Origin of the sequence: Sphingobium terrigena (assembly GCF_003591655.1) — a bacterium.
Taxonomy (GTDB): domain Bacteria; phylum Pseudomonadota; class Alphaproteobacteria; order Sphingomonadales; family Sphingomonadaceae; genus Sphingobium; species Sphingobium terrigena.
On record NZ_QVRA01000003.1, the window covers coordinates 190,754 to 215,312 of the forward strand.

A 24,559-nucleotide genomic window follows, 5' to 3' on the forward strand; every position below is an offset into this window, starting at 1 on the left:
TATGATCGGCTCAGCACAAGATTTCGTCGCGGAATGAGGCATGAGAGGCTGAATCGATATCGCGTGAAATTCATCCTGGATTCCCATTCCGGACTCGTCGGGCAAGGTTGGGATGCATGAGGTCGACACTTTGTCATTTTGCGGTTCGCCATATCCCACCGCTTGCGCTAGCACCGCCCGGACTTTGAATTTTACAGAACAAGGTTCGACCCGTTGAGTATCAGCCGCACTTCGCGCCGCCAGCGCAACGCACCCACGATCAACGATGTCGCGCGCCATGCCGGTGTGTCGCCGATGACCGTGTCCCGCGTCATCAATGGTAAGCAAGTGGTCCGCCCGACGACGCGCGCCATGGTGGATGCTGCCATTGCAGCGCTCAACTATGCGCCAAGCCCTGCGGCACGCAGCCTGGCTGGCGGTGAGGAAATGCGGATAGGCCTGCTCTACAGCAATCCGTCCGCTTCTTATCTGAGCGAATTTCTGGTCGGCAGCCTGGAACAGGCCAGCCGCAGCGGTGTGCATCTGGTGGTCGAGAAATGGGATGAGGAAACGTCCGTCAAGTCGGTGATCGACCATCTGTTGCGCGGGCGGATCGACGGGGTGGTGCTGCCGCCGCCGCTATGCGATCTGGATTCGATGGCGCAGGCTCTGGCCGCCGCCAACATCGCTGCCGTCGCCGTTGCCACCGGGCGATCGAGCGGCAATCTGGCCGTGGTGCGGATCGACGATCGACAGGCCGCCTATGAGATGACCCGCCACCTGATCGCGCTGGGCCATAGCCGCATCGGCTTTATCAAGGGCCATCCCAACCAGAGCGCCAGCACCCGGCGGCTGGAGGGCTATGTCGCGGCGCTCGGCGATGCTGGCATCGCGATGCAGGACGATTATATCGCGCAGGGCTATTTCACCTACCGGTCCGGGCTGGATGCAGCCGAACAGATACTGGCGCTGGCGGAGCCGCCGACTGCTGTCTTTGCCAGCAATGATGATATGGCGGCGGCGACGGTGGCGATCGCCCATCGGAACGGGCTGGACGTGCCGGGCGACCTGACCGTATGCGGCTTTGACGATACGTCGCTGGCGACGACGATCTGGCCCGAACTGACGACGATACGCCAGCCGATCAGCGCGATGTCACGCGCGGCGGTGGACGTGCTGGTGCGGATGCTGCGCGCGCAACGAAGCAATGTTGAGGCGGACCCAGCGCATCTGGTGCTGGACCATCAACTGATCCGGCGGCAATCGGATGCGCCGCCACGGGTGAGACCGAAGGCGGGCGGAGTTTAACAACATCCGTTCGTTTCGAGCGCAGTCGAGAAACGCAAAGCGCTGTGCCAGACGTTTCTCGACACGCTCGAAACGAACGGATGTTGGATTGTTACGCTTCGCCGAACACCCGGCGGAAGATGGTGTCGACCTGCTTGAAATGATAATCGAGGTTGAACTTGTCCTCAATCTCCGCGACGGGCAGCGCGGCGGTGACGTCAGTGTCGGCCTTGAGCAGTTCCAGCAGCGATAGCTGGCCGTCCGATTCCCACACCTTCATCGCGTTGCGCTGAACGTAGCGATAGCTGTCTTCCCGGCTGACGCCCGCCTGGGTGAGGGCCAGCAGCACCCGCTGCGAGTGGACGAGGCCGCCCATCTTGTCGAGATTCTTCATCATCCGCTCAGGATAGATGAGCAGCTTGTCGATCACGCCGGTCAGGCGACCCAGCGCGAAGTCGAGCGTGATGGTCGCGTCGGGGCCGAAGAAGCGCTCGACCGACGAATGGCTGATGTCGCGTTCGTGCCAGAGGGCGACATTTTCGAGCGCCGGAACAACCGCGGCGCGGACGACACGGGCAAGGCCGGTCAGGTTTTCGGTCAGCACAGGGTTGCGCTTGTGCGGCATGGCCGACGACCCCTTCTGGCCGGGCGAGAAATATTCCTCCGCCTCCAGCACTTCGGTGCGCTGAAGGTGGCGGACCTCGACGGCGAGGCGCTCGATGGAACTGGCGATGACGCCCAGCGTCGCGAAGAACATGGCGTGGCGATCGCGCGGGATCACCTGGGTGGAGACCGGCTCGATCGCGAGGCCCAGCTTCTCCGCGACATGCTCTTCGACGGCAGGGTCGATATTGGCGAAGGTGCCGACCGCGCCGGAAATGGCGCATGTCGCGACTTCGGCGCGGGCGGCGATCAGGCGGGCCTTGCAGCGGCTGAACTCGGCATAGGCTTCGGCCATTTTGAGGCCGAAGGTGACGGGTTCGGCATGGATGCCATGGCTGCGGCCGATGGTGGGCGTCAGCTTATGTTCAAAGGCGCGGCGCTTGATGACCTCCAGCAGCTGGTCGAGATCCTCGATCAGGATGTCGGACGCGCGGGCAAGCTGGACTGCAAGGCAGGTGTCGAGAACGTCGGAGCTGGTCATGCCCTGATGCATGAAGCGGGCTTCGTCGCCCACCTGTTCGGCCACCCAGGTCAGGAAGGCGATGACGTCATGCTTGGTGACCGCCTCGATCGCGTCGATCGCGGCGACGTCGATCGCCGGATTGGTTGCCCACCAATCCCACAGCGCCTTGGCCGCCGATGGCGGCACCACGCCCAGCTCGCCCAGCTTTTCGGTTGCGTGCGCCTCAATCTCGAACCAGATTTTGAAGCGGGCTTCCGGTTCCCAGAGGGCGGTCATTGCGGGACGGGAATAGCGGGGGACCATGGGCGAATCCTGCATAGGAGAGGGATAAGGTGCCGCGCGCCTAGCAGCGTCCTTGCGCCGGGGCAAATCGCGCCGATGTCATCAAAGAAAATGAAGATAAAGGCCTCAACTCGTCGCACTTGCAACAGCAACGACAGTCGAATCGAGCCGATTCCCAAGACAAGCTGTTGAACATGAACGGATATTCAGGAACTTTGGCGGGTTATCAGTCATTATCCCTTCGTCATTCAACGCCGGACAGAGCAAGTTTTTATGGCTCCGGCTCAAGTAACCAAGGAGATTGTCATGATCCGTACTCTTCTAGTCACGACCGCCCTTGCCATCGCCGCCCCCGCCATGGCGCAGCAGACTGCAACGCCCCAAAGCGCGACGCCCGCAGCGCCCGCAACGCCAGCGGAACCGCAGGCTGCTACGCCGGAAGCGGCAACGCCTGCGACGCCCGCCAACCCGACCAATGCCGTCGCGTCGATCGTCGACACCGAATTTCCGGCCTATGACGCCAATAGCGACGGCCAGCTCGACCAGTCCGAATTTTCCAAGTGGATGGTCGCGCTGAAGGATCAGGAAATGAAGGCGACCGGCAAGACGCTGCCTGCCGAGCAGGTGACAGCCTGGGCGAATGGCGCGTTTACCACGGCGGACGCCGACAAGAGCGTGTCGGTCAGCAAGCCGGAACTGGTCACCTATCTGAGCGGTGGCGCCGGATAAGCGGACACACATTCTCCCCGTCGCGAAGGACGGAGAAGAAGAGCCCGTAAGGGTCGCGCGAATGGGCGGTATGGTGCGAAGGCCATGCCGCCCTTTTTGCATGGGTGGAATTTAGCTGCGCTTGCGGGTGTAGAGCAAAGCCGCGACGATCGCGGCCGATCCGATGCCGACGGCTGCGCCGGTCCAGGCGGCCTTGCCTGCGGATTTGCGGGCGGCGCTGGCAAGATCGCGCTTGTCGTCAGCGGGTATTGCGGGAGTGGCGGATGAGGCGTCGGTGTCCGGCGCGGTCTTTTCAATTTTGCTCATGACATCAGCAGCTATGCCGTAAAGCGGCGGCGGGGAAAAGATCAAAGGCAGTTTTGTGACCACCATCGGTCGCAATTGTCGCTGCGCGCGGACTGCCCCCTGCCCTGCCCCTTGACTTCCGTGCATCGGCATTGTTGGTAACGCTATCAAGTATAAACTGCCAGGAGTTGATGATGCCGGTGGACATGAGCCTGTCCGATTGCCTGCCCGCCGATTGGCGCGATGGCCTGTTTATCGGTCGCGTCCTGCGCGCCGAAGGACCAAGCCCGCTGCTGGTGGCGCAGGGCATCGCCTATGATATGAGCCGGGTTGCGCCGACCGTGGCGCAGCTGATCGAGAAGCTGCCGCTGTCGCCGGACGCAGGCGAAGCGTTGGGCGCGCTCGACGCGCTGGATCTGCCGCTGCTCAGCCCCGTCGATCTGCAATGCGTCAAGGCGTGCGGCGTGACCTTCGCCCTGTCGGCGATCGAGCGGGTGATCGAGGAACGGGCGCGCGGCGATTCGGACGCGGCTGCGGCCATTCGCGGGCGACTGGAGGAGCGGGTCGGCGGCTCCATCCGTGCGGTCGTCCCCGGATCGATCGAAGCGGCGGCGCTCAAGGCCGCGCTGATCGAGGATGGGTTGTGGTCGCAATATCTGGAGGTCGCGATCGGCCCGGATGCTGAGGTGTTCACCAAGGCGCCGGTGCTGGCGACCGTTGGGGCGGGCGCAGATATCGGCATCCGGTCCGATTCGACCTGGAACAATCCAGAACCGGAAATCGCGCTGATCGTCGATGCGGGCGGCACGGCAGTCGGCGCGACGCTGGGCAATGACGTCAATCTGCGCGATTTCGAGGGGCGATCCGCGCTGCTGCTGGGCAAGGCGAAGGATAATAATGCGTCTTGCGCGCTGGGGCCGCTGATCCGCCTGTTCGACGACAGCTTCACGATCGACGATGTGCGCAATGCCGAGGTGGGGCTGACCATCGATGGACCGGAAGGCTATCGGCTGGAGGGGCGCAGCAGCATGAACCAGATCAGCCGCGACCCGCTGGAACTGGTGCGCCAGACGCTGAGCGAACATCAATATCCCGACGGGTTCGCGCTGTTCCTGGGGACGTTGTTCGCGCCGGTGCAGGATCGCGATGATCCGGGGCGCGGCTTTACCCATAAAGTTGGTGATGTCGTCACCATCGCGACGCCGCGTCTGGGCAGGTTGGTCAACCGGGTCGTGACGTCGAAGGATGCCGCGCCCTGGACCTGGGGGCTGAGCGCGCTGATAACCAATCTGGCGCAGCGCGGCTTGCTGGCAGGGACGGATGCGGCATGAGCCGGGCGATCTATCCCAGCCTGGCGGGCAAACGGGTGTTCATTTCGGGCGGTGGCAGCGGCATTGGCGAGGGATTGGTCGAGGGCTTCGTCGCGCAGGGTGCGCGCGTCGCCTTTTGCGATATTGCGCAGGCGGAAAGCGAGGCGCTGGTCGCGCGGCTGGACGGCGCTGCCTTCGCGCCGGTCTTTCACCATGTCGACCTGCGCGATATTGATGCTGTGCAGGCGATGATCGGACGGGTCGAGGCAGAGCTGGGTGGCATCGACATAGTGATCAACAATGCCGCCAATGATGACCGGCACAGCATCGACGATGTCACCCCGGCCTATTGGGACGAGCGGATGGCGGTGAACCTGCGCCACCTGTTCTTTGCGGCACAGGCCGCCATCCCGGCGATGAAACGCGCAGGCAGCGGGGTGATCCTGAATTTCGGGTCGATCAGCTGGCATCTCGGCTTGCCCGATCTGGTGCTGTATCAGACCGCCAAGGCCGCAATCGAGGGGCTGACCCGCAGTCTGGCCCGCGATCTGGGGCGCGACAATATTCGCGTCAACACGATCATTCCGGGCAATGTCAAAACTCCGCGCCAGATGACATGGTACACGCCCGAAGGCGAGGCCGAGATTGTGGCGGCGCAATGCCTGGACGGGCGGATCATGCCGGTCGATGTTGCTGCGCTGGCGCTGTTCCTCGCGTCAGACGATGCGCGTTACTGCACCGGCCATGATTATTTTATCGATGCCGGGTGGCGCTGACGCGGCATAACTGGATTGTCGCAACGATATAAAAGCAGAGAGGACGCACGAGGATGAGTGAGGGCAGCGCGGAGAAGGTCAATATGGCCTTTATCGCCGCGATCGTCGCGGTGGCGACGATTGGCGGGTTCATGTTCGGCTATGACAGCGGGGTCATCAACGGCACGCAAAAGGGGCTGGAAAGCGCCTTTGACCTGGGCAAGCTGGGCATCGGCGTCAATGTCGGGGCTATTCTGGTCGGGTCGTCCATCGGTGCTTTTGGTGCGGGGCGGATGGCCGACATGATCGGGCGGCGCGGCGTCATGATGCTGGCCGCCATCCTGTTTCTGGTCAGCGCGTTGCTGGCGGGGGCCGCCGGGTCGTCGGCCATCTTCATCCTTGCACGGATCATCGGCGGGCTGGGCGTGGGCGCGGCCAGCGTGATTTCGCCGGTCTATATTTCCGAAGTGACCCCGGCGGCGGTGCGTGGGCGGCTGTCGAGCATACAGCAGGTCATGATCATTTCCGGCCTGACCGGCGCGTTCGTCGCCAATTTCGTGCTGGCGCGCCATGCGGGCGGATCGACCGCGCCGCTGTGGCTGGATTATCCGGCATGGCGCTGGATGTTCTGGTTGCAGGCGATACCGGCGGCGATCTATTTCGTCGCCCTGCTCTTCATCCCGGAAAGCCCGCGCTATCTGGTCGCGCGCGGTCGCGATGCCGAAGCTGAAGCCGTGCTGACGCGCCTGTTTGGCCCACGGGAAGCCGCTCGCAAGGTGATGGAGATACGCGACAGCTTGGCCGCCGATCATCATCGCCCCAAGCTGTCCGACCTGATCGACAAGGGCAGCGGCAAGATTCGCCCGATCGTATGGACGGGCATTGGGCTGGCCGTGTTTCAACAGTTGGTCGGCATCAATGTCGTCTTTTATTATGGCGCGACCTTGTGGGAAGCGGTCGGCTTTTCCGAAGATAATGCGTTGCAGATCAACATATTGTCGGGCGTACTGTCGATTGGTGCCTGTCTGGGGTCGATGCTGCTGATCGACCGGATCGGCCGCAAGCCGCTGCTGCTGATTGGATCGGCGGGCATGGCGGTGACGCTGGCGATCGTCGCCTATGCTTTCTCCACCGCAGTCACCGGAGCGGATGGCGGGGTCAGCCTGCCAGGGCATAATGGCCTGATCGCCCTGATCGCCGCCAATCTCTATGTGATCTTTTTCAACATGAGCTGGGGACCGATCATGTGGGTGATGCTGGGTGAGATGTTCCCCAATCAGATTCGCGGATCGGGCCTGGCCGTCGCGGGATTTGCCCAATGGATCGCCAATGCCGCGATCTCGGTCAGCTTTCCCGCGCTGGCGGTGTCGCCGGGGCTGGTCATGACCTATAGCGGCTATGCGCTGTTCGCGGCGATTTCCTACTTTTTCGTGCGCAAGATGGTGCAGGAAACCAAGGGCCGCGAGCTTGAGGATATGGTCGGCTGAGCGGCGGGCCGGTCCTGTTGCGGGCGGGGGCGCTGGAAGCGGCGCTCTCCCCTGCTGGCCGCGGATCGCTGCTGTGGTTGCGTCATGGCGGTGCGGATGTGCTGCGGCGCGCGCCGGTGGAGTGCCGCGATCCGCTGGGCATGGCCAGTTTTCCGCTGGTCCCCTATGCTAACCGGATCGCGCACGGGCGCTTTGCCTTTGCCGGACGTGACTATCAATTGCCGCGCAATTTCGGCGATCATCCGCACAGCATTCATGGCACGGGATGGCAGGCCGCCTGGAAGGTCGAAGCGCAGAGCGCGGACGCTGTGCGGCTGGTGCAGGATCATGGTGGCGGGGCGGACTGGCCATGGGCCTATCGCGCCGAGCAGCATGTGCAGGTGCGGCCCGACGCGATCGACATGCGCCTGATGCTGACTAACCGGAGCGACGCGGCGATGCCTGCAGGGCTGGGTTTCCATCCCTATTTTCTGGCCGATGCCGGGACGCAATTGCAGTTCGCCGCGACCAGCCTGTGGCTTGCGACGCCCGACATGCTGCCCGACCGGGAAGTCACTGCCGATACGCTAGGCGACTGGTCGCGCGGGGCCGCAGTGATCGGCGATACACTGATCGACAATGTCTATGCCGGCTGGGACGGACGCGCGACGATCGTGCGGGGCGACGGCACCCGCATCGTCCTGACTGCCAGCGGCGCGGACTGGCTGCATGTCTATCGCCCGCCCGATTCCGTCACCTTCTGCATCGAGCCGGTCAGCCATTGTCCCGACGCGATAAACCGGGCGGGCGGCATGGCCGTGCTGGCACCGGGCGCCTCCACGCAACTGTCGATGACGATCGCCATCGACAAAAGCGATCAGACGCTTCCGAAAAGCGACGGGATCGCCTAAGCTGCCTTAGTTGAGCAGCAAGAGGACATGCCGATGCAATTTTTGCGGACTGCCTTCTGGGTCGTGATCGCCGTCGCCCTCGCCTTTTTCTGCATGGCGAATTATGTGCCCGTGACCGTCCGCCTGTGGGGCGACATGGTGATGGAAACCAAATTGCCGGTGCTGCTGATCGGCGCATTTCTGCTGGGGGCGCTGCCCTTCTGGATCATGGCGCGTGCGACGCGCTGGCGATTGAAGCGGCGGCTGGACAGCGCCGAGCGGGCGCTGGCCGTCACTGCGGCAGCCACCCCGCCGCCCCCAACCCAGCCCTTGACCAATCCGCCCATCACGCCTGACGTCTCCATCCCGTCCCTGCCCCCTCTCACCCCTACAGGACCCGTATGAGCAGCCCCCTTTATGTCGCGATCGACACGCCGGACCTTGGCAAGGCGCAAAATCTGGCGCAGCAGGTGCGTCATCATGTCGGCGGGCTGAAACTGGGGCTCGAATTTTTCTGCGCCAATGGTCATCATGGCGTGCATGAGATGATGAAGTTCGGCCTGCCGATCTTCCTCGACCTGAAACTGCACGACATTCCCAATACGGTGGCCAAGGCGGTGCAGGCACTGCACCTGCTGGAACCGGCGATCCTGACCGTCCATGCCGCGGGAGGGCGGGCGATGCTGGAGGATGCCAAGGCCGCGGCAGGCATCAAGACCAAGGTGGTGGCGGTGACGGTGCTGACCAGCCTGGACGATGCCGACCTGCTCGACATTGGCGTGGGCGGCAAAGCAGAGGATCAGGTGCGGCGGCTGGCCGATCTGGCGCAAAATGCCGGGCTGGACGGGATCGTCTGTTCGGGCGAGGAAGTCGCGATGGTCAAGAAGCATTGGTCGGACGGCTTCTTCGTCGTGCCGGGTGTGCGACCCGCAGGGGGCTCAATGGGCGACCAGAAGCGCGCGGTGACGCCGCGACAGGCGCTGGATCGCGGCGCGTCCATCCTGGTCGTCGGACGGCCGATCAGCCTAGCGGAAAATCCCGATCTGGCCGCGCGCGAGATTGAGGCGACGCTGTAAACTGGGTTCCAGGCTCATTCCTCCCCTTGTAGGGGAGGTGTCTGGCCGCAGGTCAGACGGAGGGGTGTCGCCCCAACGAGAGGACACCACCCCTCCGTCATCGCTACGCGATGCCACCTCCCCTTAAAGGGGAGGATGACGCAGTTGACCTGCTTTTAGAAGCGCCAGCCGACGCTGGCCACGACCTGATGCCGGTCGGTGTCGATGTCGAATTCGCTGCTGGTTGCGCCGTCCATATAGTCGATATGGGCGCTGTCATATTTGGAGTAGCGATATTCTACCTTGGCAAAGGTGTTCTGGTTGATCGCGCGCTCCACGCCACCACCGATGCGCCAGCCGTCCAGCTTGAACGCGGTGTCGGTGGTTTCGTCGCTGTCGCCCGCCAGCACGTTGAGCTTCGTGTTGGTATAGCCACCCTTCACATAGACCAAAGTGTTGGGGCTGGCGAGGATACCGGCGCGCGCGCCGACATAGAGGTCACGGCCCTGGCTGACGCGGCCGAAACCGAACTGGTCGGTCAGGTCATAGCGATCGCTCTTGGCGGTCGAATCGGTAAATTCACCCTCGACACCGACGACTGCACTGCCCAAATTGACGTCATAGCCTGCGCCAACGCCATAGAGCAGGCCGTCGATCGACTGGTCGTCGCGGCCATTATTATTGTCGACATCGCTGCCGGCACCGACATGATCATAGCCCAAAATCGCTTCGACGCGGGGACCGGTGAAGGTCGGGCCAGTATCCTGTGCCAGAGCAGGTGAGGCGACCGCGGTTCCGGCCAAAAGGGTTGCGACCACTAACTTACGCATATGCTTAACTCCAATTGTCATTCACGCCCCGCAGGGGTGAGACGTTGAAGTCCGGGCAAAGCCGTTGGTTGCATGAACCTAAGATAAACAAGGACTTATGTTGCCAAATTGGCACAGTTGCGACCGTCTCGTCCCGATATTGTGGGCTGAAAAGGATGAGCCGATTGGAACCTGCTCAGCACTCCACCACATTGACGGCCAGTCCGCCCAGCGATGTTTCCTTGTAGCGGCTGGCCATATCCTCGCCGGTCTGGCGCATGGTTTCGATCACCGCGTCAAGGCTGACGATATGGCGGCCATCGCCCTGGAGCGCGAGATAGGCGGCGTTGATCGCCTTGACCGCGCCCATCGTGTTGCGTTCGATGCAGGGGATCTGGACAAGGCCGCCGATCGGATCGCAGGTGAGGCCGAGATTATGTTCCATGCCGATTTCGGCGGCATTCTCGATTTGCCCGTTGGTGCCGCCCAGCACGGCGGCCAGGCCCGCTGCGGCCATGGAGCAGGCGACGCCGACTTCGCCCTGACAGCCCATTTCCGCCGCCGAGATGGACGCGCGTTTCTTGTAGAGGAAGCCGATGGCGGCGGCGGTGAGCAGGAAGCGCCGCTCACCATCGCGATCCGCGCCGGGGACGAAGCGGCGATAATAATGCAGCACCGCCGGGATGACGCCCGCCGCGCCATTGGTGGGGGCGGTGACGACGCGGCCACCGGCTGCATTCTCCTCATTCACCGCCAGCGCGAACAGGCTGACCCATTCGAAAATCTGTGCCGGGCCAAGCGCGTCCTGTTGCAGGCGCAGCCGCTGGTGGATCGCCATGGCGCGACGGCGGACTTTGAGGCCGCCGGGCAGCAGCCCCTCCTGCGCCATGCCCCGGTCGATCGAGGCGCTCATCGCGTCGATCACGCTGTCGAGGAAGGCGTCGGTGTCCGCCTGCGCCCGCCACGCGCCTTCGTTGCGCAGGACCAGCGTGGCGATGGAGAGGCCCGTCGCTTCCCCCTGCGCCAACATTTCCGCGCCGGAGGAGAAGGGATAGGGCTGGACGATATTGTGGCCGAGCGGCGCTTCGGGCTGGGGGCTGCCGGGCAGGACCGCGCCGCCGCCGATGGAGTAATAATCCTGTACTTGGCGATCGTCCTGCCCGTCGAACCAGGCGGAAAAGCGCATCCCGTTGCTGTGCGCTTCGAGAAATTCACCCTTGTGGAAGATGAGGTCGCGCGCTTCCTCAAATGCGATCCAGCCCTCGCCCGACCGGATGCGGCCATCGTCGCGGATGGCGCGCAATATGGCGGGAATCGCATCGGGATCAACGCTTTCGGGGCTGTAGCCCGACAGGCCAAGCAAGATAGCGCTGTCGGTCGCATGGCCGTGGCCGGTCAGCGCGAGCGACCCATAAAGATCGCAGCGGACGCGCGCGGGCCGGGCGGGCAGCGATTCCATGAACATCAAAGCCGCGCGCATCGGGCCGACCGTGTGCGAGCTGGACGGGCCGATGCCGATGGTGAACAGGTCCATGACGCTGATCGCGGCGGCAGCGTCAATGCGCGATTTGGTCACGCTCAATAATCCTTCGACACGCGCACGTTGGCGCTTTCGCGGCCCAGGGTCGAGATTGCACCGAGCAAGGAGAGCCAGCGCGTGACCTGATATTCGATCCGGGTGGCGCTATAGCCCTGCCCGTCGGTGATCAGTTCGACATAGGTTTTGCGGGTCAGATATTTGCCCGCCGCGATCGACGTCCCCTGCCCCTGTGTCGGGTCAGCTGCGATGATGCGCAGCCGGTCGAGGCCCGCCGCCTTGCGCACCGCATTGATCGGGTCCAGCCCGCCGCCACCCTGCAATGACCCAACTGCCGAGGCGAGTTGCAGGGCTTCGGGCGCGGACAGGTTGGTGATCGAGGTGCCGAAGAGGATGCGCGAGAGCAGTTCGTCCTGCGGCAAAGCGGGCACGCTGGTGAAGGTGATTTCAGGTTTCAGGCCGGTGCCGCCGACATGGATGGTGGCGGTCAGATCGCTAACATCGGCCTGCGCGTCGATGTCCAGCGTCGGGTTGACCGGCGTTTTGCCGTCGAACTGGATGCGCCCGTCGCGCAGGTCGAACCGGCGCCCGGCAAATTCATAGCCGCCGCGCACCAGTTCCGCCCGGCCCGCAATCGCCGGACTGGTGACGGTGCCGCCAATGTCGAGATCGGCGCGCCATTCGCTGTCGAGGCCAAGCCCGGTAACGGTCAGGCGGTTGCGCGCGCGAGCCTTGATCGCCAGCGCCCAGGGGACATTGGTGCGGACCCGCTCAATCTCCTCGCCGCGCCGGTTGATTTCCGTGACCGCAAGTTCGGGGATTTGCGCAACGGCAGCGGCACGGCCCAGGGTGAAGCGGCTCCTGTTGAGCGTCAGGTCGCCGCCGATCGTCCCGCCCACGCCGTCGGAGCGCAGGCTGATCGGCCCGGTGACGGTGGCGGCGATATCATCCCGCTCCAGCAGCGCGGCATTATCCGCCTGCATCGCCAGATCCATGCCGACGCCTGCTATGCCATTGAAGGTGAAGCGGCCGGTGCCGCCCACGGTGCCGCCATTTTGCGCGGTCGCAGCGAAGCTGGAAATAACCAGCTGGTCGCCGGAGAAGCGGCCGCGCGCCTTGACATTCTTCAGGCGCATGCCCGTCACGGGGCTGTTGATCGCGGCATTGTCGGTCGCCAGCGATCCGGTGATTTGCGGGTTGCCTAGCGTGCCGCGCATGTCGGCAGAGACGTTGACCGGCCCGCCGATATCGACAATCTCCACGCCGGTCAGCCGCCACAGCGTGTCCGCCGTGCCGCCGTAACGCAGCTGCGCGAAGAAAGGCGCGCGGTTCAAGCGTTCGACCAGACCGCCTTCGCGACCCAACGGATTGAGCAGTGCCTGCGCCCGCCCGATCGTCTTGCCATCGGCGACGAAGATCATGCGGGTGGCGAGGCGATCCGCCGTCAGAGCAGCGTTGAGGCCGACATCGACCGGGCGCGAGCTGAGCGACAGGCCCGACCGCGACAGGCCACGGATGCGCAGTTCCGCCGTGCCGGTCGGCAGGCCGCCGCCGCGCGGCTGGGCATAGCTTAATGACCCGGTCGCCGTGCCGCCCAGCCCCAGATTGTCATAGCCAATGTCGAGCAGGGAGAGCGGCAATTTCTGCATCCGCGCCTCGACATGGGTGGAGGTGCTACCCAGCTCGCCCGCCAGTTGCAACGATCCGCCCGCATAGCTGATGGTCGCGGGCGACAGTTTCCAGCCATCGACGGTGCGGGTCAGTAGCGCCGCGCGGGTCAGGCGGATGGGACGCTTGTCGATGGTGCCGCCAGCGGTCAGGCGGATGCGGTCGGCATCGACCTGCGCTTCGCCCTGTATGTCGAAGATACGGCCGCGCTGGCCCGACAGGCTGCCGCGTATCTTGCCCCGGCCATCGACCAGATCGGCATTGGCGGCAAAGCGCCCTAGCAGCACGCCGCCAACGCGCAGACCCCGCGCCTGCGCCGTGGCGGTCAGCGTGGTGCGGGATAGATCGAGCAGCATCGTCGCGTCCAGCGTGCCGCGCCGCACCGCAATGACGGTCGGCCCGTCGAAACTGGCGTCATTGGCGGTCAGCTTGAGCTGAACCTGCTGGATCGCATTGACAGGTTTCAGGCTGATATAGCCGGTGACGGGACCATTGACGGCCAGCTGCCCATCAAGACCACCCGTCACCGGGCGAATATCGCCGCTGGCGGTGACGCCGGACACGTCGATCCGGGCGATGCGCACGACCGCCTGCCCGCCCTGCGGCAACAGGATGACGCCGCGTCCGGTGAACGGACCAAGGGTCGATCCGCCCGCGGCAGTATAGCTGTAACCGGTCGCATCGGGGATCAGCTTCGCGCGCACGTCGCGCAGGCCCAGCGCCTTCATCGGACTGGCGAGCAACAGGTCGACGGTCGGACGATCAATCTTGCCGTCCAGCGTCAGCCTGACCGGGCCATATTGGCCATGCCGCCCCTGCCCCTCCAGATGCAGCGTGCCGTCGCGGTGACGCAGGCCATTGCCGGTGAGCGTCAGCAACGGCGCGTCGAGCCGCAAATTGGTGAGCGCCAACTGCCCATCGGGGCGGAGCGCAAGCGCGCTGCGCACGGTCGGCAGGCCGCCGCCCAGCGTGCGCAGAAATTCATTGTCCAGCCGCCGCACCCGCGCCAGCGCATTACCGCTGAGGCCAAAACTGCCATTGGGACCGGGCACTGCGCGCAACTTGGAGGTCAGGTCGACAATGCCAAGGCCGCGAATGGCCAGGCCGTTGATCTGCCCATCCAGCCCGAAATCATAGCGACCAGTCTTGAGGTCCGCGAGCATGACCAGCTTGCCGCGCAGCTTGTCGGAGCGCACGTCCATCGGGTTGCTGACGATCTGCTGGCCGTTCAGCTGAAGGACGCCATCGAGCGCAAAATTGCGGATGATGCCCTCGACCAGTTCGCCCTGCCCGTCGAGCCGCGCGGCGCGCAGGCGCAGCGGGATCAGCGCCGGGCCATTCTCCGCCCGACGACCCTTGCCATCCATCCGCACAGTGCTGATCAACGTCTTGTCGAAGGCCAGCTGGCGGGCGGTGAGCAGATATTCATAGCCCAACGTCGCAAAGGGGCCGTCGAGGCGAATTTTCGCCGCGACATCCTGACCGCGCATATTTTTGAGCAAGGCCTGCGGGCGCGCGAGCTTCAGCTGTACCAGCATATTGTCGAGCGCGCTGTTGCGCAGGTCGATCGCGCCGTCCGCGTCCAGATCGATCGCAGCGGAGCGCAGCCAGAGACGACCGTCAATCACCCGATCGACCATCGTGCCATTGGCGCGGACAGCGAGGCGCGGCTTGGCGAGACGCTGGACCAGACCAGTGCCTGCGATCGCGCCGCCCTCGATCGAACCGCGCGCCGAATAAGCGCCGCTGCGCGCGGCCAGCACGAAGTCGGCGACCGGCTGGCTGTCGAGCGTGGCGGACAGGCGCCCGTCCCAGCGGCTCCAGCCGCCCTTGCCGCCGATGCGCAGATTGGCGTCCTGTTTCAGGCCCGCCATGGCCGCCAGCACGCCGCCTTTTGGCGCGTTGACCGTGACGTCGAGGCGGAAGCGGTCATTGTCAGGGCGGCTGTCGAGCGCTACGGTCAGCGCGTCCTGCCCGTTGATCACGCGGGCGGTCAGATCGATGATCGCGCGTCCGCCGCGAATGTCGGCGTCGCCCGCCATCGTCGCCTGCTGCACCCGGCCCGTAATGCCCGGTGCGATCGTCAGCTGCCCGACCGAAAATTGCATCAGGCGGATGTCGAAACCAGGCAGGATCGGTCCCTGTTTCAGGCTGGGGTTGAGTTTGGGCAATTTGTGCAGGGTCGCGCGCGGGATCACCAGCCGGTCGATATCCAGCCGGTTATAGGCCCAGGCGAAAGGCCACCAGTCCAGCTCCACCCGTGGCGCGTCGAAGAAGCGGCCCTTGGGATCGGACAGGGTCAGATTGTGCAGGACCGCCTTGCGATAGATGCTGCCGTCGATCCGGTCGACCTGGATGCGCAGGCCCGATGGCGGCTTGATCGTCGCGATGCGGCTGATGAGGAAGCGATGGCCCGACGACGTATCGAGCCACGCCAGCGCGCCGACGACGATCAGCAGCAGCGATGCGGCGATGCCGAGCAGCCAGCGCTGCCAGCGCCCGTCCCACGCGCGGCGGCGATGCGGCTTGGTGGCGGGGGCGTCGTCCGCCATCAGAAGGCCTGCCCCAGCGAGACATAGACGGCGACGCGCGGGTCGCCCTTTTGCGGGTTGATCGGCGTGCCGACGTCGATGCGGATCGGGCCGAAGCTGCTATAGTAACGCAGGCCAAGCCCGGTGCCGATGCGCAGGTCGCGGAAGCGCGGCAGGAAGGTGGTGGAGATGTTGCCTGCGTCCACGAACGGCACGACGCCGAAATTGCCAAAGCGCACCCGCGCCTCCAGCGAAAATTCCGCGAGACTCTTGCCCCCGACCGGATCGTCATCGACGCCGAAGCGCGGGCCGATCGCCTGATAGCCATAGCCGCGCACCGATGCGCCGCCGCCAGCATAGAAGCGCCGCGACGGCGCGATCTGATCGACCGTCGAGCCAAGAATGGTGCCAAAGCGCGCGCGGGCAGCGACCACGACCTTTTCACCTGCGGGCTGGTAGATACTGCCATCGACCTGTACCTTGGCATAGCCGAAGGTTTTGTCCTGAAAGGAGAGTTCGGGACTGAGCCGACCGCCGAGGCGAAAGCCCTTGGTAGGGTTGAGCAGGTCGTCGCTGCCGTCATAGGTCAGGCTCAAGGGGATCGCGGCGATCAGGAAGGTGCGGCGCGCGCCGCCGCTGAACGCATCGGCTTCGTCCGACGCGATCAGTTCCGCGCCGAAACGCCAGACCCAGTCCTTCTGGAACAATATGTTGGTCTGCCGCTCCAGCCCGCCCGACAGGGTGATAGTGCGCGCGTCATAGGCGTCACGCTTGATGTTGCTGACCGACAGCAGGCCGGTCAATATATTGTCGCGGCGGTGGAAATTGTTGCGGCGATAGGTGAAGGAAGCGGTCTGCTCCTGCGTGCCGACGACACCGCGCACCGTGACCGCGCCTTCGGGCGGGAAGAGGTTGCGATGCTGCCAGCTGACTTCGGCGCGATAGCCTTCGCCCGTGCCATAGCCCAGTTGGCCGGCGATGGTGCGCAACGGTGCGGGGCGGACATCGACGGCGAGATCGACATGGGTGCCGTCGCCTGCCTCTTGGGGCGTCAGGCTGACCGAAGAGACCAGGCCGGTGGCTACGATGGCGCGGCGCAGATCCTCGACGTCCGACGCCTTGTACGGATCACCGGGGTCGAAGCGGGCTATTTCCTGGACATGGTGGGCGCTAAACAGTTTTTCGTCGTTCAGGCGGATCGCACCGAAGCTGCGATAGCCGCCCGGCGTCACGATGATGTCGAGGTCGCCCTTGCGCTCCTCATGGTCGATCCGCACTTCGGGTTCATCGACCCTGGCAAAGGGAAAGCCGGTTTCGGCCAGCACTGCTGAGAGCGCGTCGCGCCCGGCCAGGATCGCATCGGCATCGACCGGATCGCCGATCTTGGGCGGAAAAGCGGCGCGCAGTTGCGCTTCCTTGTCGCCCGTTTCGGCAAGACCAGTCAGATCAACCGATTCGAGCAGATATTGCGGGCCGGGCGTGATGCCGAAGCTGACCGCCAGACGGTCGCTGCCTGCGGGCGGCGCGGCGACAGCCCCCCGGATGCGCGCGGCATAATAGCCCTTGGCGCGCAGCAGCCGGTCGAGCAGTTCGTCATCCTCCTTGATCCGACGGTTGATCTGCGCCAGGTTGGCGGCCTTGCCCTCCCCCAACCGTAATGCGGACAATTCGTCAAAGCGCAGCTTGAAGGTGGCGTCCGCGATCGTGTCGACGCCGGTGAGCTGGACAGTATAGCGCCGTTCCTCCCCTGCGTCAGCGAAGGTCGCGGCTTCCTCGACCGGCTCGGCCGGCGCGCTGGCATCGGGCGCAGCGTCAGGCGTCGCCACCTGCACATCGGCCGGATCGTCGGGCAGCGGTTTCACACTGTCCGCTTGCCCCATGTCGGGCCAGTCCAGCCCGATGTCGGGCATGGTATCGAGCGACTGGTCGATATCCGGCATGGCGTCTGGCGGCGTGACGGACTGCGCCAGCGCCCCGCCCGGACAGGCGAGCAGTATGGGGACAAGCAGGAGCCGTGCGGGGTGCGGGCGGCCAAAAGGGCGGCGAAAGGTCCGCAAACCATGGATCATGGCGATGGTCTAGACCAAGTGCGGGCGAAAGCGCCAGCCTTAGAAAGCGAAGAATGCGGTCAATTGCGCAGATGCGATCAGAAGGCGTTGTGTAAGCGGTCCATCAGCGCGCGGGCCGGGTTGGCATCCTGCATCGTGGCCGGAGCGGTCATCAGGTCCATCCGGTCCTGCAACCGGGCGACCCGGTCGTACAGTTCCTGGCTCGCATCAATCAGCGACCGGGCCGCGAAGGGGAAACCGGCAGCCAGTTCCGGCGCGGTCCGGGTTGCGTGGCCCAGCCGATATTTATCGTCCGCCAGATCCGCGTCGCCAATCTCGCCGCGCTGCCAGGCCCGCTGGCTGAGCAGCCAGGCGATGATGTGCATCAGCCGGGTCGTCACTTTAAGCGATTCGCAGGCGAAGGAGACGCGGCGCAGCGGGTCGTTCATCCCTTCGTCCGTGCTCGTGCTGCCGTCAAAATAGGATCGCGCCTCGTCAGCCATGACCATGGCTTCGAGATAAAGGCCATCGACCAACCGGCGGTGAAGGCCACGATCCAGAAAGGCTGCGCGTTGCATGGAGGATGACTGACATATTATCGCAACCTTGTCAGGTCCGACGGCGCGCTTTTGCGGGGCTTTGTCCCATTAAAGGTCGGTTAGCGTAACATTAACCACAAAATCCTGATGCCAATGCGAATTTACGCAATGATGTCCGGCACCAGGGCGTCCTCCAGCTGGGCGATCTCGTCGCGCAGGCGCAGCTTGCGTTTCTTGAACCGGGCGATCTGCATCTGGTCGCCCGCGCCCGCCTCCATCAACACAGCGATCGCACTGTCGAGGTCGCGATGCTCCACCCGCAACAGCTCCAGCCGACGCATAATATCTTCCCGGCTCACTGCGCCCCCGATCCGTCAACCATGCTCGTCATACGCCCTGATAACCCGCCGCCCGGATGCGGGCCATCGCAAAATTTTCTCATTCAGGCGCAGGGTACGAATCAGGGCGAGACAAGGCGATTATTTCATGATCTACTTCGTCATCCATCACCCCTCATCTGGAGAATGTTATGGAAAACAGCCACATTTCAGCTCTTTCTGCCAAGCACGCAGGTATCGACGCCCGAATCAAGGCGGAGACGAGTCGGCCCATGCCCGACGCCATATTGGTGGCTTCGCTCAAGAAGCAGAAATTACGGTTGAAGGAAGAACTGGAAGCGCAGCACTAAGCATCAGTGCGCGATACGGGAGGAGGCCGGACTCCGGCAGCGACACGCTGTCGGCCCGGCCCATCCTGATCATTTCGGTTCCCATTGTTCAGACAGTAAAAAGCCCCGCAACCAGTTGGTTGACGGGGCTTTTTACTGTCTGGCCGGATCAGCGGCGCGGGATGGTGCGCTGGTGCGCTCGCAGATAATCGGGCACCGCCTGCGGCACTGCGCCGGTCGATACCGGCTTGCGCGCCAGTTGCGGGTCGATCGGTTCATCAAAGGCCAGGCCAATCTTGTCCTCGCGCGCCCAGGCGACCGTTCCCGTCACCTTGCCGACGCCGCGCAGCTCAAATTCGACCTTGGTCCCCGCAGGCACGCCGCGTTCGCAATCCGCCATCAGGCCGGTGGCGGACAGATTGCGGATGCGGGCCTTGCCCAGCGGCACGCCTTCAGGCGTCATGAAGCTGGTGAGCAGGAACAGGCTGTCACGCGGCGCGGCGCGTGCCGGTCCCCGATCGGAAGAATCCTGTTCGTCGTTCATGCCAAGACCCGTGAATAAAATGCCAGATGAATGACCGGCATCTTACGCCCATGGGAATGGAGAAAGCGTTAATCGTCGCGCGAGATTTTCTCTTGTCGCTCGTGCCGTTCCTGCGCCTCGACCGTCATTGTCGCAATCGGCCGGGCTTCCAGTCGGCCAAGCGAGATCGGCTCGCCAGTGACTTCGCAATAGCCATATTCGCCATCCTCGATCCGGCGCAGTGCCGCCTCGATCTTGGAGATCAGCTTGCGCTGGCGGTCGCGGGTGCGCAGTTCGATCGACCAGTCGGTCTCGCTCGACGCACGGTCGTTCAGGTCGGGTTCGCGCAGCGGTTCATTCTGGAGGACGGCCAGCGTCCCTTCCGCTTCGGCATGGATCTGCTTCTTCCAGTCCCACAAACGCTGCCGGAAATATTCCAGCTGGAGCGGGTTCATGAATTCCTCATCGGCGGACGGCCGGTAGTCAGCAGGAAGTTCGACAGTCGATTTGGGCGGCTTATCGCCGTCTTTATCGGAATTCAGGACCGATGCCATCTGGCTCTCCGACTCGGAGGACGCCGGCGCTTAACGTCCGGGCGCCCATGACTTTTCATTGAGGGCGCCTCATAGCGACGGGCGCAGGGCGACACAAGCGGGCAATCTTGCGCGTACACTTCATTCTGTCGGATTTTGCCGGAGGCGGGCAGCCTGCACCGCCGAGTCCGGCCAGCCGCGTGAACAATGAGAAATGGGCCAAGCGATTTTTACCCGACACACGGCAGTCGTTCCATAGTGGGACGTTAACCATTTGCCTTGAGAAGAAGGCAGGAATTCCCTCGACTTGGACCCCATAATCGGGGTTAACACCGTTGCAGTTAACGCTTTCTTTTGCGTTCTTGCGCATAGGAAGTTCCGAACAACCCTTCACTGGATGACGCCAGTGCCGGGTTGCAGGACAACAAGATGAAGAGTGGACCCTATGTCGGTACGGATGGCTTTGGCTAAATTGTGCGCCTGCACTTGCGGCGGGGCGATCATCGGCGGTGGCGCGGTGCATGTCGCCGAAAATGCGCGGCCGGCAGTGGTCCACAGCAGCAAAAGCACCAAGGCGGTAGCGCCCCGGAAACGCTATGCCGTGCGGACAGTGAAGCGCAAGGTGGTGCGGACGGTGACGACCAGCACGCCGCGCACGGTGACGGTCGTCACGCAGCAGGCGCCCATTCCCCTGCCAGCGCCCATGCCGATGGCCGAAATGCCGATGATGTCGGGCGGCGGCGGTGCCGTTCCCATGATCATGGGCGGTGGCGGCGGCTTTGGCGGCGGCGGTTTTGTCGGCGGCTTTTTCGGCGGCGGCGGTGGTGGCAGTGGCGGCGGATCGGTGGTGATCTCGTCGACCAGCAGCTCGACCGGCGGCATCAGCAGCTCGACCAGCTCGACCACGGGCGGCGTGTCCACATCGACCGGTGGCGTCTCAACCTCCACCGGCGGCGTTTCCACCTCCAGCGGCAACGTGTCCACATCGAGCGGCGTTTCGACGTCGAGCGGTAACGTGTCGACCTCCAGCGGCAATGTCAGCAGCAGTTCGTCCTCGTCCAGTTCCAGCTCTTCGTCCTCATCCTCCTCGTCCAGCTCCTCATCGAGCAGTTCGGGCGGATCGAGCGGCGGCAAGCCGGGCAAGCCTGGCCATGGCACATCGAGCGGCGGGTCAGGTTCCAGCGGATCGAGCGGCAGTTCAGGATCAAGCGGCAGCAGCGGATCGTCGGGTAGCTCCGGCTCCAGCGGCAGCAGTTCGTCCTCCTCTTCGTCGTCGGGCAGCTCCTCCTCGTCGGGCGGTTCGTCCAGCTTCGGCAGCACGGGCAGCAGCGGATCGAGCGGCAGTTCCGGTTCGAGTGGTTCCAGCGGCAGTTCGGGATCGAGCGGTTCGTCCTCCTCTTCGACCAGTTCCTCCTCGTCCAGCAGCTCCAGCGGCGGATCGAGCAGCAGCGGCGGCACCGACGTCCCTGCCCCGCCGATGATCCTGCTGTTCGGCGCCGCCGCGGTCGCACTGGTCGCCCGCCGCCGCTTTGCCGAGCGCAAGGGCGACAAGGCGGCCTGATCCGCCAGGCAGCGACGCGAAAAAGGGCGGCTCCCGATAGCGGGGGCCGCCCTTTTTCGTTGGTGCCAAACCGCCACTGTGATGATCGTGATCTGTAAAGCTCCTCCCCCTTGGAGGGGGAGGTTGGGTGGGGGTGTGCTGCCGCCAGCGTGGACGCTCGGCTTCGCCTCGCTCCCCCTCCCCCGACCCCTCCCCGCTGGGGAGGGGAGATGCAGACTGGTCCAGCGCATCTTGCTACAAACCGCTCCCAAATCAATTGTCGGCAATGATCCGTTCGATGTCGGCGATCGGATGGTTGACCAGATCCTTGGCAATCTCACCGGTCAGGCGGCTTTCGACTTCCTTGTGATAATGTTTGCGCATTTCGCCCAGCGTGCCGGGCGGGGCGACGATGATCAGCTTCTCATAATCATTGGCAAAGGCGCGATGCTTGAGGATGTCGGCGGCTTGCGCTGCGAACCGGTCCTCCTCCAGATCATGGAAATTGGTTTCCGACATGGCGCTGCGATGGCCGCCGACCGAGCTGAAGGCGCGGCCGGGCGTGTCCGTCCCTTGATCGCGACCAGCCGGATTATCCTGCTTTTCGACCTGTTCCGTCTCCAGGCTGGGGATGGCGGCGTCGCCCTTGTTACGGAAAAACAGCATCTTGCGGCCGTCGGCCACCAATATGAGCGCGTCCTGGTCTATCTGCATCGCCTTGTCCTTTTCATTTTACGGGATGCTTGCCTAACGGATGACAGCGCGCAGGGTTGCGTGGCCCGTCGCACGGCGGCATAGGACTGGCCCATGCACGACATCCGTTTCATCCGCGAAAATCCCGCTGCTTTCGACGCTGGCCTCGCCCGGCGCGGGCTGGCACCCCTGTCCGCCGAGATATTGGGGCTGGACGAGCAAAGCCGGGCGCTCAAGACCCAGTTGCAGGTGGGGCAGGCCCGCCGCAACGAGGCGAGCAAGCTGATCGGGCAGGCCATGGCGGCTGGCGACAAGGACAAGGCCGAAGCGCTGAAGGCCGAAGTCGCAGCGATCAAGGAAAGCACACCCGCGCTGGAGGCGCAGGATCGCGAGGTTGGCGACGCGCTGGGCGCAATGCTGGCGGCGATCCCCAACCTGCCTGCCGACGATGTGCCGCTGGGCGACAGCGAAGCCGACAATGTGGAAGTGAGCCGCTGGGGCACTGTGCGCGACTTCGATTTCACGCCGCAGGACCATGCCGATTTCGGCCCGGCGCTGGGGCTGGATTTCGAGGGCGGCGCGGCTTTGTCCGGCGCACGCTTCACAGCGTTGCGCGGCCAGATGGCGCGGCTGCACCGGGCGCTGGCGCAATTCATGCTCGACACGCAGACGGCTCAGAATGGCTATGAGGAGGTCAATCCGCCGCTGCTGGTGAAGGACCACGCCCTATTCGGGACCGGGCAATTGCCGAAGTTTGAGGATGATCTGTTCAAGACCAACGACGACCGCTACCTGATCCCCACCGCCGAAGTCAGCCTCACCAACCTCGTCGCCAACCAGATCGTGCCGCTGGCTGACCTGCCCGTCCGGCTGACCGCGCTCACCCCCTGTTTCCGCTCCGAAGCCGGGTCGGCCGGACGCGATACGCGCGGGTTCATCCGCCAGCATCAGTTCGAGAAGGTCGAGCTGGTCGCGATCTGTGCGCCTGACGAGTCGGAGGCTGAGCATGAACGCATGTGCGCGGCGGCGGAGGGTATCCTCCAGGCGCTTGCCCTGCCCTATCGCAAGATGCTGCTGTGCACCGGCGACATGGGCTTTGGCGCGCGCAAGACATGGGATCTGGAAGTGTGGCTGCCCAGCCAGAATAGCTATCGCGAGATCAGCTCCGTCTCCAACTGCGGCGATTTTCAGGCGCGGCGAATGAACGCCCGCTACAAGCCGGAAGGGGAGAAGCAGACGCGCTTCCTGCATACGCTCAACGGATCGGGGCTGGCCGTGGGGCGGACGCTGGTGGCGGTGCTGGAAAATTACCAGCAGGCCGATGGCAGCGTGATCGTGCCGGAGGCACTGGCTCCCTATATGGGTGGGGTGACGCGCCTGACGCCGAAAGCTTAGCCGTTCGCCCTGAGCGAAGTCGAAGGGCCATGCCGAGCGCGAGCGAGGCGGCTTCGCTTCGCTCAGCGGAAGGCTTCGACAAGCTCAGCCTGAACGGAGTTGTTTAGTTTATGCGTATCCTGCTCACCAATGACGATGGCGTTCACGCCCCTGGCCTCAAAGTGCTGGAGGCCATCGCCCGGCAGTTTTCCGACGATATCTGGATCGTCGCGCCGAGCGAGGAGCAGTCGGGGGCTGGGCATAGCCTGACGCTGACCCGGCCGTTGCGCATTCGCAAACATGGCGAGCAGCATTATAGCGTCACCGGCACGCCGACCGATGCGGTGATGATGGCGGTGGGGCATTTGATGAAGGATGCGCGGCCCGACCTGATCCTGTCGGGCGTCAATCGCGGGGCCAATCTGGCCGAGGATGTCACCTATTCCGGCACCGTCGCAGCCGCGATGGAGGGCGCGATTTCGGGGATCAGGTCGATCGCGCTGAGCCAGGTCTATGCGCGCGAGGGAATGGGTGATGCCGTGCCATTCGCCGCCGCGCAGGCGTGGGGGGCGAAGGCGATTGCGCCGCTGATCGCCATGCCGCCATCGCGCCGGATGCTGTTCAACGTCAACTTTCCTGCGATAGAGCCGGACGCGGTCAAGGGCATTCGCGTCGTGCGGCAGGGCTTCCATGATGTCGATCGCACGAAGATTGTCGAAGGCACCGACCCGCGCGGTTACCGCTATTATTGGTTCAGCCTGGGCAGCAGCGACGCGGTGCCGGAGGGGAGCGATCTGGCGGCGATCGCGCAGGATTATGTCACGGTCACGCCGCTCCACTATGATCTGACGCAGGACAGCGCGATGGCGGCGACGGCGGCGGCGTTCGGGCAATAAAGGCAGGGGGTGGCAAGCGCGGCGCGATGCGATAGAC

At 64.2% G+C, this 24,559-nt stretch carries 23 protein-coding genes; 11 read left to right on the top strand and 12 right to left on the bottom strand.

From position 1 onward, the window contains the following. Window positions 1-213: 213 nt before the first annotated feature. The gene (locus tag D0Z70_RS04845; protein ID WP_119744310.1) at window positions 214-1,287 is read left to right on the top strand and encodes a LacI family DNA-binding transcriptional regulator; all 1,074 of its coding nucleotides are present in this window, start codon (window positions 214-216) and stop codon (window positions 1,285-1,287) included. Between the two features lie 91 nt (window positions 1,288-1,378). Here D0Z70_RS04845 and purB read toward each other — a convergent pair whose 3' ends face one another. Further along, window positions 1,379-2,695 carry an adenylosuccinate lyase gene (gene purB / locus D0Z70_RS04855; RefSeq protein ID WP_119744438.1) on the bottom strand — a complete coding sequence of 439 codons (1,317 nt, stop codon included), beginning with the start codon at window positions 2,693-2,695 and terminating at the stop codon, window positions 1,379-1,381. 285 nt (window positions 2,696-2,980) lie between these two features. Here purB and D0Z70_RS04860 point away from each other — a divergent pair, with 285 nt between their 5' ends. Beyond that, the gene (locus D0Z70_RS04860; RefSeq protein WP_119744311.1) at window positions 2,981-3,403 is read left to right on the top strand and encodes an EF-hand domain-containing protein; all 423 of its coding nucleotides are present in this window, start codon (window positions 2,981-2,983) and stop codon (window positions 3,401-3,403) included. A 111-nt stretch (window positions 3,404-3,514) separates the two neighbouring features. On the opposite strand, the gene D0Z70_RS04865 is transcribed toward D0Z70_RS04860, so the two are convergent. After that, window positions 3,515-3,709, bottom strand: coding sequence for a hypothetical protein (locus D0Z70_RS04865; protein WP_119744439.1), 195 nt, complete (start codon window positions 3,707-3,709; stop codon window positions 3,515-3,517). 173 nt (window positions 3,710-3,882) lie between these two features. Here D0Z70_RS04865 and D0Z70_RS04870 point away from each other — a divergent pair, with 173 nt between their 5' ends. From D0Z70_RS04870 to pyrF, 6 genes are read left to right on the top strand one after another with little or no spacing between them, the layout of a single operon-like run. After that, window positions 3,883-5,019 (top strand): fumarylacetoacetate hydrolase family protein, encoded by a 1,137-nt coding sequence (locus tag D0Z70_RS04870; protein ID WP_119744440.1) that lies wholly within the window; start codon window positions 3,883-3,885, stop codon window positions 5,017-5,019. Continuing rightward, window positions 5,016-5,774: a D-xylose 1-dehydrogenase gene (xylB, locus tag D0Z70_RS04875; RefSeq protein ID WP_119744312.1), complete on the top strand. Its 759-nt coding sequence runs from the start codon at window positions 5,016-5,018 to the stop codon at window positions 5,772-5,774. Before D0Z70_RS04870 ends, xylB begins: the two co-directional genes overlap by 4 nt. 53 nt (window positions 5,775-5,827) lie before the next feature. Next, entirely contained in the window at window positions 5,828-7,240 is a 1,413-nt protein-coding gene (locus D0Z70_RS04880) for a sugar porter family MFS transporter (RefSeq protein WP_119744313.1), read from the top strand. 17 nt (window positions 7,241-7,257) lie between these two features. Continuing rightward, window positions 7,258-8,130, top strand: a complete 873-nt coding sequence (locus D0Z70_RS04885; RefSeq protein WP_119744314.1) for an aldose 1-epimerase — start codon at window positions 7,258-7,260, stop codon at window positions 8,128-8,130. Window positions 8,131-8,163: 33 nt separating this feature from the next. After that, on the top strand, window positions 8,164-8,514 hold the full coding sequence (locus D0Z70_RS04890; protein WP_119744441.1) for a LapA family protein: 351 nt from the start codon (window positions 8,164-8,166) through the stop codon (window positions 8,512-8,514). Beyond that, a complete protein-coding gene (pyrF, locus tag D0Z70_RS04895; protein ID WP_119744315.1) occupies window positions 8,511-9,185 on the top strand; it encodes an orotidine-5'-phosphate decarboxylase in 675 nt (224 codons plus the stop codon). The genes D0Z70_RS04890 and pyrF overlap by 4 nt, the downstream gene beginning before the upstream one ends. 155 nt (window positions 9,186-9,340) lie before the next feature. On the opposite strand, the gene D0Z70_RS04900 is transcribed toward pyrF, so the two are convergent. From D0Z70_RS04900 to D0Z70_RS04925, 6 genes are all read right to left on the bottom strand, one after another. Further along, on the bottom strand, window positions 9,341-9,994 hold the full coding sequence (locus D0Z70_RS04900) for an outer membrane protein (RefSeq protein WP_119744316.1): 654 nt from the start codon (window positions 9,992-9,994) through the stop codon (window positions 9,341-9,343). Window positions 9,995-10,169: 175 nt separating this feature from the next. Continuing rightward, a complete protein-coding gene (locus D0Z70_RS04905) occupies window positions 10,170-11,549 on the bottom strand; it encodes an L-serine ammonia-lyase (protein WP_119744317.1) in 1,380 nt (459 codons plus the stop codon). 2 nt (window positions 11,550-11,551) lie between these two features. Continuing rightward, window positions 11,552-15,730, bottom strand: coding sequence for a translocation/assembly module TamB domain-containing protein (locus D0Z70_RS04910; protein WP_119744318.1), 4,179 nt, complete (start codon window positions 15,728-15,730; stop codon window positions 11,552-11,554). After that, window positions 15,730-17,778 (bottom strand): autotransporter assembly complex protein TamA, encoded by a 2,049-nt coding sequence (locus tag D0Z70_RS04915; protein WP_182913840.1) that lies wholly within the window; start codon window positions 17,776-17,778, stop codon window positions 15,730-15,732. Before D0Z70_RS04915 ends, D0Z70_RS04910 begins: the two co-directional genes overlap by 1 nt. 77 nt (window positions 17,779-17,855) lie before the next feature. Beyond that, window positions 17,856-18,335: a DUF1465 family protein gene (locus D0Z70_RS04920; RefSeq protein WP_119744319.1), complete on the bottom strand. Its 480-nt coding sequence runs from the start codon at window positions 18,333-18,335 to the stop codon at window positions 17,856-17,858. Between the two features lie 122 nt (window positions 18,336-18,457). Next, on the bottom strand, window positions 18,458-18,637 hold the full coding sequence (locus tag D0Z70_RS04925; protein ID WP_119744320.1) for a YdcH family protein: 180 nt from the start codon (window positions 18,635-18,637) through the stop codon (window positions 18,458-18,460). A 188-nt stretch (window positions 18,638-18,825) separates the two neighbouring features. Between D0Z70_RS04925 and D0Z70_RS04930 the strand changes: the two genes are divergently transcribed. Next, a complete protein-coding gene (locus tag D0Z70_RS04930) occupies window positions 18,826-18,984 on the top strand; it encodes a YdcH family protein (RefSeq protein ID WP_006966541.1) in 159 nt (52 codons plus the stop codon). A 148-nt stretch (window positions 18,985-19,132) separates the two neighbouring features. Here D0Z70_RS04930 and D0Z70_RS04935 read toward each other — a convergent pair whose 3' ends face one another. The 4 genes from D0Z70_RS04935 to D0Z70_RS04955 form a co-directional block, all read right to left on the bottom strand. Continuing rightward, a complete protein-coding gene (locus D0Z70_RS04935) occupies window positions 19,133-19,507 on the bottom strand; it encodes a PilZ domain-containing protein (RefSeq protein ID WP_119744321.1) in 375 nt (124 codons plus the stop codon). Window positions 19,508-19,575: 68 nt separating this feature from the next. Then, on the bottom strand, window positions 19,576-20,040 hold the full coding sequence (gene dksA, locus D0Z70_RS04940) for an RNA polymerase-binding protein DksA (protein ID WP_006966545.1): 465 nt from the start codon (window positions 20,038-20,040) through the stop codon (window positions 19,576-19,578). 573 nt (window positions 20,041-20,613) lie between these two features. After that, window positions 20,614-21,570: a hypothetical protein gene (locus D0Z70_RS25305; protein WP_239018815.1), complete on the bottom strand. Its 957-nt coding sequence runs from the start codon at window positions 21,568-21,570 to the stop codon at window positions 20,614-20,616. Window positions 21,571-21,832: 262 nt separating this feature from the next. Beyond that, on the bottom strand, window positions 21,833-22,273 hold the full coding sequence (locus D0Z70_RS04955; RefSeq protein ID WP_119744322.1) for a host attachment family protein: 441 nt from the start codon (window positions 22,271-22,273) through the stop codon (window positions 21,833-21,835). 93 nt (window positions 22,274-22,366) lie between these two features. On the opposite strand from D0Z70_RS04955, the gene serS reads away from it, so the two are divergent. After that, complete coding sequence (serS, locus tag D0Z70_RS04960) at window positions 22,367-23,647, top strand: serine--tRNA ligase (RefSeq protein ID WP_119744323.1); 1,281 nt, start codon at window positions 22,367-22,369, stop codon at window positions 23,645-23,647. Between the two features lie 110 nt (window positions 23,648-23,757). Then, window positions 23,758-24,522 (top strand): 5'/3'-nucleotidase SurE, encoded by a 765-nt coding sequence (gene surE / locus D0Z70_RS04965; RefSeq protein WP_119744324.1) that lies wholly within the window; start codon window positions 23,758-23,760, stop codon window positions 24,520-24,522. The last annotated feature ends 37 nt before the right edge of the window (window positions 24,523-24,559 follow it).